18 protein-coding genes are annotated in these 14,655 nt (G+C 38.8%); 13 read left to right on the forward strand and 5 right to left on the reverse strand.

Annotated features, from left to right (window positions below):
- Window positions 1-110 precede the first annotated feature (110 nt).
- From FTU83_RS12320 to FTU83_RS12335, 4 genes are read left to right on the forward strand one after another with little or no spacing between them, the layout of a single operon-like run.
- Window positions 111-653: an ankyrin repeat domain-containing protein gene (locus FTU83_RS12320; protein WP_078190592.1), complete on the forward strand. Its 543-nt coding sequence runs from the start codon at window positions 111-113 to the stop codon at window positions 651-653.
- A gap of 14 nt (window positions 654-667) precedes the next feature.
- Window positions 668-1,438 carry a transporter gene (locus FTU83_RS12325; RefSeq protein WP_180106731.1) on the forward strand — a complete coding sequence of 257 codons (771 nt, stop codon included), beginning with the start codon at window positions 668-670 and terminating at the stop codon, window positions 1,436-1,438.
- Between the two features lie 54 nt (window positions 1,439-1,492).
- Entirely contained in the window at window positions 1,493-3,289 is a 1,797-nt protein-coding gene (dsbD, locus tag FTU83_RS12330) for a protein-disulfide reductase DsbD (RefSeq protein WP_180106729.1), read from the forward strand.
- Window positions 3,290-3,291: 2 nt separating this feature from the next.
- Window positions 3,292-3,960, forward strand: coding sequence for a glutathione S-transferase family protein (locus tag FTU83_RS12335; protein ID WP_180022331.1), 669 nt, complete (start codon window positions 3,292-3,294; stop codon window positions 3,958-3,960).
- Window positions 3,961-3,994: 34 nt separating this feature from the next.
- Here FTU83_RS12335 and FTU83_RS12340 read toward each other — a convergent pair whose 3' ends face one another.
- The gene (locus FTU83_RS12340; protein ID WP_257222616.1) at window positions 3,995-5,161 is read right to left on the reverse strand and encodes a GGDEF domain-containing protein; all 1,167 of its coding nucleotides are present in this window, start codon (window positions 5,159-5,161) and stop codon (window positions 3,995-3,997) included.
- A 281-nt stretch (window positions 5,162-5,442) separates the two neighbouring features.
- Between FTU83_RS12340 and FTU83_RS12345 the strand changes: the two genes are divergently transcribed.
- Complete coding sequence (locus FTU83_RS12345) at window positions 5,443-6,012, forward strand: FMN-dependent NADH-azoreductase (RefSeq protein WP_180106727.1); 570 nt, start codon at window positions 5,443-5,445, stop codon at window positions 6,010-6,012.
- 100 nt (window positions 6,013-6,112) lie between these two features.
- Here the strand turns inward: FTU83_RS12345 and FTU83_RS12350 are convergent, their stop codons facing one another.
- Entirely contained in the window at window positions 6,113-7,024 is a 912-nt protein-coding gene (locus tag FTU83_RS12350; protein ID WP_180022332.1) for an alpha/beta hydrolase, read from the reverse strand.
- Window positions 7,025-7,179: 155 nt separating this feature from the next.
- On the opposite strand from FTU83_RS12350, the gene FTU83_RS12355 reads away from it, so the two are divergent.
- The gene (locus FTU83_RS12355; protein ID WP_078193227.1) at window positions 7,180-7,617 is read left to right on the forward strand and encodes a DUF2147 domain-containing protein; all 438 of its coding nucleotides are present in this window, start codon (window positions 7,180-7,182) and stop codon (window positions 7,615-7,617) included.
- Window positions 7,618-7,720: 103 nt separating this feature from the next.
- Here the strand turns inward: FTU83_RS12355 and FTU83_RS12360 are convergent, their stop codons facing one another.
- A complete protein-coding gene (locus FTU83_RS12360) occupies window positions 7,721-8,068 on the reverse strand; it encodes a Spx/MgsR family RNA polymerase-binding regulatory protein (protein ID WP_180106725.1) in 348 nt (115 codons plus the stop codon).
- Window positions 8,069-8,697: 629 nt separating this feature from the next.
- Complete coding sequence (locus FTU83_RS12365) at window positions 8,698-9,516, reverse strand: exodeoxyribonuclease III (protein ID WP_078193225.1); 819 nt, start codon at window positions 9,514-9,516, stop codon at window positions 8,698-8,700.
- 40 nt (window positions 9,517-9,556) lie between these two features.
- On the opposite strand from FTU83_RS12365, the gene pyrE reads away from it, so the two are divergent.
- The 6 genes from pyrE to FTU83_RS12395 all read left to right on the forward strand — a co-directional run bounded on the left by pyrE (window position 9,557) and on the right by FTU83_RS12395 (window position 13,145).
- Window positions 9,557-10,207, forward strand: a complete 651-nt coding sequence (gene pyrE / locus FTU83_RS12370) for an orotate phosphoribosyltransferase (RefSeq protein WP_180041430.1) — start codon at window positions 9,557-9,559, stop codon at window positions 10,205-10,207.
- 268 nt (window positions 10,208-10,475) lie between these two features.
- The gene (locus FTU83_RS12375; protein ID WP_180106723.1) at window positions 10,476-11,003 is read left to right on the forward strand and encodes a plasmid pRiA4b ORF-3 family protein; all 528 of its coding nucleotides are present in this window, start codon (window positions 10,476-10,478) and stop codon (window positions 11,001-11,003) included.
- A gap of 105 nt (window positions 11,004-11,108) precedes the next feature.
- The gene (locus FTU83_RS12380) at window positions 11,109-11,357 is read left to right on the forward strand and encodes a type II toxin-antitoxin system HicA family toxin (protein WP_044425274.1); all 249 of its coding nucleotides are present in this window, start codon (window positions 11,109-11,111) and stop codon (window positions 11,355-11,357) included.
- The gene (locus tag FTU83_RS12385) at window positions 11,354-11,689 is read left to right on the forward strand and encodes a type II toxin-antitoxin system HicB family antitoxin (protein ID WP_035270373.1); all 336 of its coding nucleotides are present in this window, start codon (window positions 11,354-11,356) and stop codon (window positions 11,687-11,689) included. The genes FTU83_RS12380 and FTU83_RS12385 overlap by 4 nt, the downstream gene beginning before the upstream one ends.
- Window positions 11,690-12,556: 867 nt before the next feature.
- A complete protein-coding gene (locus tag FTU83_RS12390) occupies window positions 12,557-12,844 on the forward strand; it encodes a BrnT family toxin (RefSeq protein ID WP_039890878.1) in 288 nt (95 codons plus the stop codon).
- Window positions 12,831-13,145: a BrnA antitoxin family protein gene (locus FTU83_RS12395; protein WP_057691017.1), complete on the forward strand. Its 315-nt coding sequence runs from the start codon at window positions 12,831-12,833 to the stop codon at window positions 13,143-13,145. Before FTU83_RS12390 ends, FTU83_RS12395 begins: the two co-directional genes overlap by 14 nt.
- A gap of 79 nt (window positions 13,146-13,224) precedes the next feature.
- Here the strand turns inward: FTU83_RS12395 and FTU83_RS12400 are convergent, their stop codons facing one another.
- Window positions 13,225-13,983, reverse strand: a complete 759-nt coding sequence (locus tag FTU83_RS12400) for a hypothetical protein (protein ID WP_180106721.1) — start codon at window positions 13,981-13,983, stop codon at window positions 13,225-13,227.
- A gap of 168 nt (window positions 13,984-14,151) precedes the next feature.
- Between FTU83_RS12400 and FTU83_RS12405 the strand changes: the two genes are divergently transcribed.
- Entirely contained in the window at window positions 14,152-14,490 is a 339-nt protein-coding gene (locus FTU83_RS12405) for a hypothetical protein (RefSeq protein WP_062035473.1), read from the forward strand.
- The last annotated feature ends 165 nt before the right edge of the window (window positions 14,491-14,655 follow it).

Genomic DNA, 14,655 nt, shown 5'->3' on the forward strand with positions numbered 1-14,655 from the left:
GCCCTGCGGGGCTTTTTTTGTGTGTTTTGTATTTTGTTTTACATGAAATTCAAACAAACGCAGCTTTATTCGGCATAATAGATCAAAATAAATTGAAGTGAGCTTTCCAGATGTTAACAGCGCAACAACAGCTTTTTGTGCAAGCGTTAGAAGAACAAGATCTTGCACAGGTGCAACGCCTGTTGGCAGATGGTCTTAATCCAAATTTTATCGACTTTGAAAAAGGACCTGCGGTTTCTGTATGGTCTGATGGTTTGTTTAAATGGTGGGAAATGGTTTGCGAAGCGTATGAAGCAGGCCAACCCTTAACAGCAGAACAGAAAACACAACATTTAGACGTACATATGCAAATCTTGGAAGCGCTGATTCAAGCCAAAGCCAATGTGCATTTATGGGATGCTGAAGAAATTTATGGTCCATTATGGGATGCCGCGAGTGCAGCATGTGTCCCTGCGGTACAGCGTTTATTGGATGAAAAAGTGAATCCAAATATGATTGATAGCGATGGTTTAACCATTTTGTCGTCGATTAGTGAATTATTTTTTGACTGTGATTTTGACGCGGTAAATTGGTCGGAAGCATTGGAAGAAGAAAAACAAACCTTGGAGCTTTTGCGTAGCCATGGCGCAAAAATGACCAAAGAATTAGCATAATTGTGAGTAAAAACATGACTGTATTTAAAGTTTTAAGCATTGCAACATTATCCAGTTTGAGCCTGTCTGCATTTGCGGCGGATTTTTCATTTGACCGTCCGGGCGCGGGTATGGGCACAGGCATTACCCCTGTAGGTCGTTTGGCATGGGAACAAAGTTTGCCAGCAGCGAGCTATAGTGAAAGTCGTGATGAAAATGGTGAAAAAGTAAAAAACACCACTTTAAATGCAGACATGTTATTCCGTACTGGTTTGGCAAAAGATTTGGAATTGCAATTGGGTTGGCAAGGTCCTACATGGTCTAAAACCAAAGTTGCGGGTCGCTCAGTTGAAGACGATGGTTTGGGTGATGTCAGCATTGGCCTGAAAAAAGCCATTGATTTGAATGATGAGAAATTGTCGATGGCTATTCTTGCTGAAGCTATTATTGCGACAGGCAATGAAGGCTTTAGTGCTGAAGATGACATTTATAGTCTGACTTCAGCCGTGGCTTATGATTATAGCGATACAATTGGGACTTCAATGACCATGCGTTATGAGGTTCAAGATGGTGATTGGGCTGTGAGTGCAATTCCGGGAATGGAATATCACATTGCGGGTAATTTATCGGGCTTTTCTGAGCTGGTTTATCGCAAAGCAGAGAGTACCGATCAGGAAGTGTCTTTGGCTTCAGGTCTGACGTATGCCGTTTCGGATCGTATGCAGTTGGATGCGAGCGTCGGTCTAGAACTCACTGGCGGTCATAAAAATTATCAGTCCGGTTTGGGCGTATCTTACCTGTTCTAAAAGAACCCTAAATTTTAAAACGTATAAATACAGACTGAGGATGAATTCAGCTGAATGAAACAATGGACTTATGTTGCGGCAGCGGCTGTGCTGTCGTTCAGTATGGGCGTCTCTGCTCAGGATGCATTACTTTCAGCTGAAGATGCTTTTCCTTTCTCGGTCGTCTCCGATCGTGCAGATCAGGCGGAGCTGAGTTGGGATATTCCAGCGCATTATTATCTGTATCAGCACAAAATAGAGGTGAAGCAGGGCAATCAAGTTTTGGCTTTGGATTTGCCTGCTGCTGAGGATTTAAAAGACGATAACTATGGTCATACGCAGGTGTATTACCAACAGTTGAGTTTTAAAATTCCAACTCAAAAACTGCAGACTTATCAAGTCAGTTGGCAAGGCTGTGCCAAGGATCGGGTGTGTTATCCACCACAGAGCATCAGCTTTGAAACGGATGCTTCTGGTTTGGTCACACAGCAAAATCTAGCCACTCCAAGCAAACGTTTACTCGACTTTGCAGCAGAAAATAATGCTGAACAGCCTACGGCGAATCGTTTAGATCAGCAGAGGGCAGATAATGCTGCACTGGCTTCTGAACGCTATACCGCAAGCGACCAAATGTGGTCTGAAAAATTAGCGCAAAGCTCTATATTTTATGGACTTTTGCTGTTTTTTGGCCTGGGTTTTTTGCTGGCTTTTACCCCTTGTTCATTGCCAATGCTGCCGATTTTAACCTCACTGATTGTCCGCGACAGCCGAGGTTTAAAAGCATGGATGATTGCACTGACTTTTGTCACCAGTATGGCGATGGTGTATGCCATTCTCGGCTTGGTGGCGTCGTCTGCAGGTTTGAATTTCCAGCGTTGGTTGCAACAACCCTCGACCTTAATTGCCTTTAGCGTACTCTTTGTGGTTTTTGCCCTGAATTTATTTGGTTTATTTGAACTGAAATTGCCACGCAGTTGGGTCAATCGCTTAGACCAAGCTCAGTCGATGCAAAAGGGCGGTAGTCTCGTTGGCGCTGGGGTCATGGGGATGATTTCAGCATTACTGGTCGGTCCTTGTATGACAGCACCGTTGGCAGGCGCATTATTATTTATTTCCCAAACCCAAAGTCAGTGGCAAGGTGCGTTATTGTTATTCACCCTCGGCTTTGGCATGGGGACCCCGCTATTGTTGGCCAGTGTCCTTGGCTCACGGGTATTGCCTAAAGCGGGTTTGTGGATGAATCAAATCAAGGTGCTCTTTGCTTTCATTATGTTGGCATTGGCTTTGTATTTTATTCGACCATTGATCAGTGAAGCTTGGTTACAGTGGTTATCCCTTGCTCTGGGTCTGGTGTTTAGCGCTTATGTGCTTTGGCGCATTTTATGGCGCAGTACTCAGCTCAAATGGCTGTATATCTTGGTGTTCTGTGCCGCCGTACCTTATATTGTGTACAGTCAATATCAACATAGCCAACGTTTTTTAGTCGAAGAAAATCAACAACAAAGTGCTTGGCATGTGGCACATACAGCGGAAGAGTTTCAACGTTTATTAAGTGAAATTCCTCAAGGTCAATCCGCAATTATTGATGTCTATGCCGATTGGTGTGTGGCCTGCCAGCCGATTGAACATAAAGTTTTAAAATCGACAGTAGTGCAACAGGCTTTGGCACCGTATTACTTAATTAAGTTGGATTTGAGTCAGTATGATGCAACCCATCAAGTACTGCTCAATCAATGGGATATTTTAGGGCCACCGACCTATTTATTTTTAGATACAGCGCATCAAGAGATACGTGGACTGCGCTTGACGGGCGCATTTAGCGAGAAAGAATTGTTAGCGCAATTGGAAAAATTTAAATCGCGTGGAGAATAAAAATGATGCAATTATATATTGCCAATAAAAACTATTCGACGTGGTCTATGCGACCGTGGTTGGTGTTACACGCGTTTAATTTACCCTTTCAAGAGATCTTGATTCCTTTTTCTGAAGAAGCAGATGGCGCAGCGTTCAAGCAGCAAATGTTAGCCCTACATGCCAATGGCAAGGTGCCCCTACTGCAACATGACGGTGTGATGATTTGGGACTCATTGGCGATTTGTGAATATTTGGCAGAGCAGTTTCAAGAGCTTACACTGTGGCCCAAAGATCCCACACAACGTGCATGGGCACGGAGTATTTGCGCGGAAATGCACAGTAGTTTTATGCAATTGCGTAGCTTATGCAGTATGAATTTGCAGGCGGATTATGGTCGCCATGGTCAAATATTATGGTCTGAACATGCCGAATTGCGTGCTGAAGTAGCGCGAATCGAACAGATTTGGTCGAGTCGTCCTGCGGTGGATGGCTTTCTATGCGGTGAATTTACTATTGCCGATGCTTTTTTTGCACCCGTGGTAACACGTTTACAGACCTTTCAGTTACCTGTGAGTGACAACACACAGCGTTATATGCAAAAGATTTTGCAGCATCCTTCTGTGGAGGCATGGATCGCGGCTGCTCAACTGGAACAGCCAGTCCGTCGTATGGAACAGTATCCACGTTAAAAGCTCAACGCCACGTCTGATCTGTATAAAAGTTTTAAACCAAATGGCTAAAGCTTTGTTGTTCGGTGTAGGCCATCACCATGTTGCGGCCGCCAGCTTTAGCTGCGTATAGCGCTTGATCTGCATGGGTCAGCAATTGTTGCGGTACCAATTCTGGCGTAGAAATCGCAATACCAAAACTGGCTGTCACATGAATTGACTGACCATCATGTCCCCAAATTTCAAGCTGCTCAATGGCTTTTCGACAGCGCTCTGCAATGAATATCGCTTGTTCTAAGTTAGAATTTTTTAGCACCAAAATAAACTCTTCCCCTCCAAACCGCCCAACCACATCACTACCGCGTAAATGTTGGTTTAATACTTGGCTGACAAGAATCAAGGTTTCATCGCCTTTATCGTGTCCATATTCATCATTGATGCGTTTGAAATGGTCTAAGTCCAATAAGACCAGTGCATATGTATCTGTTTTAGCACTATCGAGCTGTTCCAAACACTGATTGATACTGCGTCGATTAAATAAATTGGTCAGTGGGTCGACTTGACTAAGTTTTTGAATCAGATGCTCTCGGTGACGCCATTGGCTGAGTAAGATTTCAAATAAAGCCAAACAGGTTAATAAAATAGGAACAATGAAAAAGATCATTGAGAAGAGCCAAAAACTATTTTGATAGCCATAGGCATGAGGTTGAAAAATCGGGGCATAGGGGATAATGCCGCGGATGCTTAAATACATACAAATGGATAAAAAAATCGTGGCTGGAATCAGCATGCTATAGACGATTTTTCGTGTAAATAGTACCAATCCAACGGTCACAAGGCTCACGTAGGAGATCATAGTGGCTGGACTCATGACGCCAATTAAATAACCATCACGACATAAAGAAATGACGAATAAGCCGACCGAAAGATAAGGTAAAATTAGCTGAATCTTGGGATTATCTTTTCCAGCATAGCAAGGCCAAATCAGCAGGACCATTAAGCAAAAAAAGACGATGTTGGTCCACAATTGAGAGTGGATGAGCTCAAGGTTAACCCACTGCCAAAGTTCTGGCGTGACATAAACATAAAATTTCCAAATGATCCAAAGCAGATGAATGGCTGAGCCAAGCATCAGCATGAGCATACACTTTTTCAGGATACTCCAATTCATCACCACTTCATCTTCCAGTAAATACTGGGCGATTCTATTGCGGAGGATCATGTCACGTATGCTTGATTTCACCGTCATCCTGTGTCATTGCCCTGTTCGAGTTATCAGTTTTTTTCTTAAAGTTTATATAGATATCATTTTATAGGCTTACATTAGCATGAAAATTTACACTTGATAACGGTCAAGAACCGCTCAGTAATTTTAAATTTTTTGCGAGTTCAAAATGATTGTTCTAAAAATAAAACATAGTGTCATAAGGATCGGGATTATTCTATTTATGAAAAGTGATTACACTAGGCTCAAGTTAATAACAACAGCTTTAGGTTTTAGTCATGAAAATTCTGCATATTGATTCAAGCATCATGGGCGACGCTTCAGTTTTACGTCAACTCAGCGCTGAAATTGTACAACAGCTACAGCAAAAACATGGTGATGCGGCACAGGTTCAACATCTCGATTTAGCTGTACAGCAGATTCCACATCTCAGCAGTGAAATTTTGATGGGTCAAAATGCAGAACAATCGGCTTTAGGCGAGCAGTTGTTGCAACAGTATTTAGATGCCGATGTGGTTGTGGTTGGTGCTGCTATGTATAACTTCGGTTTGCCATCAACTTTGAAAGCATGGATTGACCGTATCAGTGTTGCTGGTCGTACCTTTAAATATACAGAACAAGGTCCAGTGGGCTTGGCAGGTGATAAAAAAGTCTATATTGCCAGCAGTCGTGGCGGCGTGTATGGCGATAACAGCCCTGTAGATTATCAAGAAGGTTTATTAAAAGCCGTATTTAATTTTACAGGTGTTAGCGATATTGATGTGATTCGTGCCGAAGGTGTCAATATGGGACCTGACATGAAAGCACAAGCAATGGCGACAGCTCAGGCTCAAATTCAAGCCATTTAACAGAATGACATTTCCCTCTTAGGTCAGCATCTGCTGACCTTTTTTTATGGTGACTTTGATTAGTTTCAGGGATCAGTTTTCAGGAATTGGTTTTCACGGATTAGTCCTGATCCAGTCGGTGTGCAAAATCAGCTAAATCACTCAGCGCACGTTGTCCTTCTTCAAACCAAGAGCTAAACATTTGGAAGTTATGCCACATGCCAGTGTACAGCATAAATTCGACATCTAGGCCGGCTTCTTCTGCTTTGACTTTAAAGCGCTGCGCATCATCCAATAAAATTTCTTTAGAACCCACTTGAATATGAATCGGAGGTAGTTCTTTGAGCTCGGCAAAAAAAGGCGAGACCAATGGATCAGCTCGATCGACCGAGCGTGGTACATAATAATCAATGCCTGTTTCGAGGGCTTCTATGCTTAACAGCGCATCATGCTTACGGTTATAACGCAAAGACTCACTGCTCAGCGTCAAGTCTAAAAACGGTGACATTAACACCAAACCACTGACTTGTGGAAGTTGTTCCTGTTGAATTTTAAGGGCTAAGGCAAGCGCCAAGTTTGCACCACAAGAGTCGCCTGACAAAATAATATCTTTGGCTTGAACCCCTTGATCTAATAACACCGCATACACATCAAAAAGGGCATCGAGTGCTTCAGGGAACTGTGCTTCAGGGGATAAAGGATAATCCAAATGTAACACTTGCATTTGCGTGCGTGCCGCAACTTGAGTCAGAAACGCCCGATGCGTGTTCATCGAACCCAAGAAAAATGCGCCCCCATGAATATGAAAAATGAGTTGGGTCGATGCCTGTTGAGGTTTGATTTCTTCGGCTTTTAAGCCGGCTAAGCGAATAGGACGAATTTGTACATCGGGGTTTTGGGGAAATGCACGACACATTTGTTCCAAAGCAAACCTTAAAGTATTGGGCGGTAAATTGAATTGGCTCGGCCCACGAATTGTGGTTTTTAAAATGCTTTCTGTAATCAGTTGTTTCGTCAGTGGCGATATCTTCATTGTCTTTCCATCTTTTTCTATTTTTGGAATCGTGTGAGCATATTTACCAACACAAATTACAAGGTTACACTAAACGGTCACATACAAAAATTGATAAATTGTTGTGACTTTTGGATACTAATGTCGTCTATATCAGACCAGGGAAATAAACAAAAATGAAAAAAATTGCACTAGCATTAGGATTGATGAGTTTAGCCGCATTTGCAAATGCTGCAGATCCGCTAAATGGTACAACTTGGAAAACCATTGATGATAAAACCAAGCAGCCAAAAGCGATTGTAAAATTCACTGAGCAAAAAAATGGTACGCTTTCTGCGAGCATTCAGTCAGTTTTGACACCAGGTGAAGAGAACGCTTGTAAAAAATGTGAAGGCCCATATCACAATAAATCATTAAAAGGCTTACGTATTGTGACAGGTCTTAAAAATGTAGGTGGTACAAGCTATGAAGACGGTTCAATTTTGGATCCTCAATCAGGTAAAACTTACAAATTAAAAGGTCAATTGGCTGATGGCGGCAAAAAACTAGAGCTTCGCGGCTTTATTGGTGTTGCTGCTTTAGGTCGTAACCAAACATGGATCCGCGCCAACTAATTTGACGTGATTCCAACAAAAAAGCCTGACGATGTCAGGCTTTTTTATAGCCTATTTTCAGCCACAATTGAACTAGAGCCGTGCATGAGTGTGATAAAAAAATTTATTTCAACGCACGATAAGCGCTTTCATCAAAGCCAACCAATAAATCGCTACCTGTATCCAATACAGGGCGTTTAATCATACTGCTATGCGCTGTTAAACACTGAATCAAATTTTCTTCACTGGCTAAGGCCGCCTGTTGCTCTTCTTCACTGAGTTTTTTCCATGTGGTGCCTTTTTTGTTGAGAATCACATCAGCACCTTTGGCATCGAGCCATTTTTTCACGGTTTCAGCATCAATACCTTGTTTTTTATAGTCATGAAATTCGTAGCTTAGGCCTAATTCGTTGAGCAAGTCGAAAGCTTTTTTCATGGTATTACAGTTTTTGATGCCATAAATTTTAAGCATGAACAGATGTCCTCAATTATTCAAACAATAAGATAAAAATACACTTCAGCATTATCCTACAGGCTAATTCATCAATGCTCAAAGCTCGATCTTGATGTGGATTGAGAAATAAATGTTTTGCTGTAAAAGTCGCATGTAATAAATATTGGGTATTGTCATCAAAACGACATTTTGGTCTTTTAGAATAGCCTACAGAACAAAACGATGCTCAGAAAAGAAAGCGATTCAATAACAAGAAAATTCAGCTTAAGGTTGCACAGTCAGAAGTAGAAATAAAGCGAGAATAAGAAAATGCTGTGCAGATCGAATTTTTAGCTGTTTTAGTTGGGGGAGTTTTGAGTCTAGAGATATAAGGGCTAGATAAGAGAAAACCCGCATTTAATCATCCTGATCATGCGGGTCTCAATCCAACGTCCATTGTCACATCCTTGAAAACAAGCTAAATCATTTAGTTTGTTTTTATACTTCCTTCGGCGTCCAATCCTTTTATGTCATCCTGACATGTCCCTTTGCCGTGCGACCATAATGCTATGTTCAAGTTATGAGATAAATCCACAAATTCGTCATGTAATGTGAGAAATAAGCTCTAATTGAGTAAACAATTGTTTACTCAATTAATTGTTGGAAGCTTAAATTTTATAATCAATAATCACAGGGGCGTGGTCGCTAAACCATTCATCTTTAAATATCCAAGCATTGACTGTACGTTCTTTCCAGTCTGGTGAACATGCATGGTAGTCGATACGCCAACCCACATTTTTGGCACGCGCTTGTCCTCGGTTAGACCACCAAGAGTAAAGCTCGGCTTCTTTACGTACCTCACGGAAGGTGTCGACATAGCCAAGCTCATCATAAATATGATCGAGCCATGCACGTTCATGTGGTAAGCAGCCTGAAGCCTTTTGGTTCCCAGACCAATTTTTAATATCAATACGTTTATGCACGATGTTGTAGTCACCGCAAACAATCACTGACTTATTTTCAGCACGCCATTGCTTCAAAATTTGTTGATATTCGCCTAAAAATAGGTCTTTGCGCGCCTGAGCTTCTTCACCCGATGAACCAGAAGGCAGGTAGAGCGAGCAAATATGTGCAGTTTGTCCAAGTCCTAAATCGAACTCAGCAGAAATAAAGCGGCCTTGAGTGTCTGCCAATTCAAAACCTAAACCATCTGTCACTGAAACAAAAGGTAGGCGGCTATAAATCGCAGTACCGGCATAGCCTGGGCGTTCTGCAGGGAAAAGGTGTGTAAACCAACCTTCGGGTTTAAATTTATCGGTCCATTGTTCATGGGTAATGCGGCTTTCTTGCATGCAGATGACATCGGCATCTGAAGTTGCCATCCAGTCAAAAATACCTTTTTTTTCAGCGGAACGCAGACCATTCACATTAATTGAAACGACACGTAAAATTTTTTGATCACTTGGATAGCTACTCTTTGGTATCATGCTCAGGTTTAACCTCAAACTTAAAAAAATGGAGCACCTCATGACAGCGCAAGCGGCATTTAATCCACAAGCTTTTATCGAACTCGCATTATCACGTGGTGTGCTTAAATTTGGTGAGTTTACTTTAAAATCGGGTCGTGTGAGTCCTTATTTTTTTAATGCAGGTCTACTGAACGATGGTGAAGCCTTATCATTATTGGCTTCTGGCTATGCAGCTAAATTAACACAATGCGATAATGTGGAAGTGGTCTTTGGCCCAGCTTATAAAGGTATTCCATTTGTAGCAGCTACGGCTGTCGCACTGTCACAGAACCATGGTGTGAGCGTACCTTGGGGCTTTAACCGTAAAGAAGCGAAAGACCATGGCGAAGGCGGTGTATTGGTTGGTGCGTCTGTTGAAGGTAAAAAAGTCTGGATTATTGATGATGTGATCACTGCGGGTACAGCGATTCGTGAAGTAGTGACTATTCTGAAAAATGCCGGTGCACAAATTGCGGGCGTATTGGTGGCGCTAGACCGTCAAGAAAAAGGTCAGGGCGATTTGTCTGCGATTCAAGAAGTACAAAAAGAGTTAGAAATTCCTGTACATGCTTTAATCACTATGAAAGATTTAATGACTTTCTTAGATGCAAAAGGCGAAACTGAAGCCTTGGCGAAAATGGAAGCGTACCGTGTTAAATACGGCATCTAATTTTTCGGGATTTCAAAAGGCAGCTGAAGCTGCCTTTTTTACGTCTTTAAATGATGATTGTTGCATCTAACTAACAAAAAACGTGAAATATTGCTTAAAAAGTAGGCGTTAAACGTGAAGAATCAATAAAAAGCCGTCTCAGTGCGCTATTTACTGAAACGGCTTTAGTTAAACTATTGATGCTTATAGAAAATTTAAAGAATTTCGTATAACGTGTATTATGTTAATTTTAGATTTACTAAAACTATTTTTTGAGAACTAGGCTGTTATGGGAACTGTAAAGCTCAAATCTTCTGATGAAGTTTTTCAATTAAAAATTAGTCTGCTAGGTAGTGATCCTGAAATCTGGAGAACTATTCAAATTTCATCGGCAGCTACTTTATCTAGGCTCCATAAGGCAATTCAATCCGCTTTTGATTGGGAAGATAGCCATTTACATGAATTCACGACTATTAAGCATGAAAAGATCAATAAAAGACAAAAATTGAAAGAAGTTCTACGTGTAGGTAAAAAAATTATATATACATATGATTTTGGCGATTGTTGGGAACATTTGATTACTGTAGAAAGCAGACAATCTCCTGATTTAAATAAAAAATATCCATGTTGTATAGATGGTCAAAATCATGCTCCATTTGAAGATATTGGAGGAATTTTTGGATATCTTGATATTTTAGATGCATTACAAGACCCCAAACATCCAAGATATGACGATTACATACAAATTATCGAAGATGAAATAGGAGAGATAGAGTTTGATCCGACCTACTTTAATTCACATGATATTAAGTTTTAAACCTGATTTAACATAAGGGCTGTTATACGAAATTGCAACTAAATATAGTTGCAATTATTATTTAAAAGTAACTATACTTAGTTGCAATAGCAGTAGGGCTGAAGTATGGGTAAAACGGAAAAGTTACTGGAAAAATTTGGAAATTCAAAAAATACATTTCCGTATAAAGATTTAGTCGTTTTACTGAATCAGCTCGGCTATGAAAAATTTGAAATGGCAGGCTCTCGTGTCCGTTTTTTTAATACGAAAACTGAACACATGATTTTACTGCACAGGCCACACCCTGAAAATGAAATCAAAGGTGGGGCTTTGAAATCTGTAAAACAGGCACTCAAGCAGGAGGGATTTTTATGAGCTATTTAAAATACAAAGGTTATCTAGGTACAATTGAACCTGATCTTGAAACAGGTGAGTTATTTGGAAAGCTTGCATTTATCCGTGATCTCATCACTTATGAAGCAGAAACATTAAAAACTCTTGAACAAGCTTTTCAGGAATCTGTCGATGGATATTTAGAGTCTTGTGCTGAATTAGGTAAAAAACCCGATCAGCCATTCAAAGGTACATTTAATGTCCGTATTAGTCCTGAGTTACACCGTAAAGCTGTTTTAGCATCAAGTGATAATTCTCTTAATGCTTTTGTAAGCGATGCGATTCAAGAGAAATTAATGCGTTTAGGTGCTTAATTTATTGAAGCCTAGATTGACATCTAAAAATTGAAAAAAATTAGTAAAAAAGGGAGCTTACAGCTCCCTTTTTTGATTTCGCATAAGGTGTATTATGTTAATTTTAGGAACGCTACAAGATAGATTAGACTCGATTTTTTCTCTTTTTGAGATATAAATAACAAATCAACAGAAAACTAAGCCAAAATAAGTAGTCCAAAATAAAGTAGTGAAGAAGGAACTCATCTAAATCCCAAAAAATAAATAACACGCTTATATTGTTACCAGGTGAAGTGAAATCTCCATCAATTAAGAATGGCTTTGTTGCACAAAGATTTCATAACTATATGATTTTAAAAGTTTTGATTATTTTTTGATCTAAAATTAAATTTATTTAAATCAGATGCTTACATATTTATGCAACAAAGCCATTAAAACTTAACAAAAACCTGAACTTGTAAAATAATCTAAATATCAATTACTTAATTCTCAGAAAAATATTATTATTATTGTGTTATTAATGTTTAATATTTGTGGTTTGTATGTTTTGGATTCTTATAGCAGTTCTAGTTTTGATTAGTACACTATTAATTATTTCTATATTAAAGGAATATCTTAAAAATCCTTTCAGATAAATGACTCAATTTTAATCTATTTAACATAATGGCGATTATACGAAACGCATATAAAAATAGTTTTATATTTCAAAAAGTTATGCTATAAAAAATCGGGGACGCAAACCCAAAAAGCTGACTTGGAAACAAGTCGGCTTTTTTATGATCGTTTTTGATAGTTCTTGCCAATAATTTTGACTAAAAATTACGCTTTTCAGCTTGAGTGATACAATTTTGTGATACATTATTGTATATACAAATTTGAATGTTTTTTATGGAACAGTATTTCGAATGGGATGAGGCAAAGAATCGAAAGAATCAGAAAAAGCACGATGTCTCTTTCGAAACAGCAAGCCTTGTTTTTGAAGATCCTCTAAGGATCTCAATCCAGGACAGACATACCGATGGCGAAGAACGTTGGCAGACCATTGGAAAAGTGAAAGGCGTACTAATGCTCTTAGTAGCTCATACCATCTTTGATGAAGATGACTGTGAAATCATACGAATCATTAGTGCAAGACAGGTAACTAAAGCAGAGCGAGATAAATATGAGCATGGTTAGATACTCACGCAAAGAACTGAATGAAAAATTCAGCGACAAGCAAGATGCTGAAATTGAACGCTTGCTTGCTAAGGGAACGGTTCCTGACGATCAGCTAGATCTATCAGATATTCCTGAAATTACCGACTGGAGTAATGTTGTACTCCACAATCAATTCTATCGTCCAGTAAAGCAACAAACTTCAATTCGGTTAGATGCTGATGTGCTTGCTTGGTTCAAAGCACAGGGAAAAGGTTATCAAACACGTATGAATGAAATCTTACGGGATGCTATGCTCAAAGAATTAAAAAATCATCAATAAAAATGGGAGCTTAGGCTCCCATTTTTAATTTCGTATAAGGTGTATTAGGTTGATTTTAGAAATATTAGTAAAAATGATATCAATTACTAACTCTAATTTGAGCTTTAAAATCATCAATATTTTTGCTTGCATCAAAAAGTTTAAAGTATTTCAATGCTACCTTTCGTGCTTCATTTGAAGATGCTCTCCAATGGGCTGGATGAGGCACTCGAAGTACAAGGGTTTCATTATTCCAGATACGCATAGTAAATTTATCTACATGCTCTCCAGTCATTATTTTCTCGTTGCTTAAGAGTTCTAAACTTTCTTCAAGTTTAGGGAAATTATTGTGATATTGACCAGTGAAAAAAATAACTTTAGGTTTTAATCGTTTTATTTGCTCAGACAAATTTTGAATAGATAATTTTTCTAGATGTACGGAAATTTCTTCATATTCAGATTTCTTCCTGAATGTATTAAAAGACTTTTTCTTATAGTCAAAGAAGTAAAAGTTTAACCACTGTACAGGTTCATTATTATTAATCTGTTTAACTATCCTCAAAAATTGAAGAAAACGACTTTGATCTTTTGTTTGTCCATATAATTCAGCATGGCGGTCTTTACTTTTTTTAATCACATTTTCAAAGCTAATATCATCATTTAGGAAATCTTTTAACCGCCCTTGCCATCCTTTAGTTTCTTGACCAACTATAAGCACTTTATTCTTCGAGAAATCAAATAAAGGATCAAAATTAGGGATAAATGGGTAACTCAAATCATGTAAACATTCTTTTTCAGCAACAGATAAGTGGTCTAAATACTCTTTTAACTTTTCCAATTTTGGCGTGTATTCAATCAATTTTTATATCCATTAAATAAAGTTAATATTAGGCCTCTTGCGAAAGTATCATTTTTAACTATTTTAGACTTTGATATTTATTTAAAAATCAACAATTATCACTGATTAAATTTTGACTAACGCAAGAGGTCTAGTATATAGAATATTATATAAAGATAGGTATGCCATATGAAGATTGGAATTTTTTGGTATTGGAAAGATGAGGTCTTAGGAGTTGCACATGATTTCGCTCTTTCAGATATTGACTCTATAGGGTTAGCCGATAGTAATTATGCTCATATAGAGTATTGGAAAGTTCTTCAAAGCAGGATGAATGATTTGAAATATATAGAATATGAAGAAATTCCAAGAGGAAGAGCTATTTTTAATTCAAAATTAAATAAACTAGTAATTTATTTGGACAAAAGTCTTCTAATACGCTCTAAAGTTGAAAAAATTTCTCAATTTTATGAGGCTAACTTTGAACAAATAATTATTAGAAGTGATCCACATTACAGAACAAAATAAATCTATTTAACATAAAATCTCTTATACGAAACATCTCTTGTAACTCCAAAATAGAAATGTCCGGTTTCTCCAAAGTAAAAATGTCCGCTTTTAGAATATGCACTTTTGCAATTTCGTTAGCGGACGGTTTGATATGTTGGTGTCTATGTCGGATAAAGAACTTAA

Origin of the sequence: Acinetobacter sp. YH12152, from assembly GCF_013418285.1 — a bacterium.
Classification (GTDB): Bacteria; Pseudomonadota; Gammaproteobacteria; order Pseudomonadales; family Moraxellaceae; genus Acinetobacter; species Acinetobacter amyesii.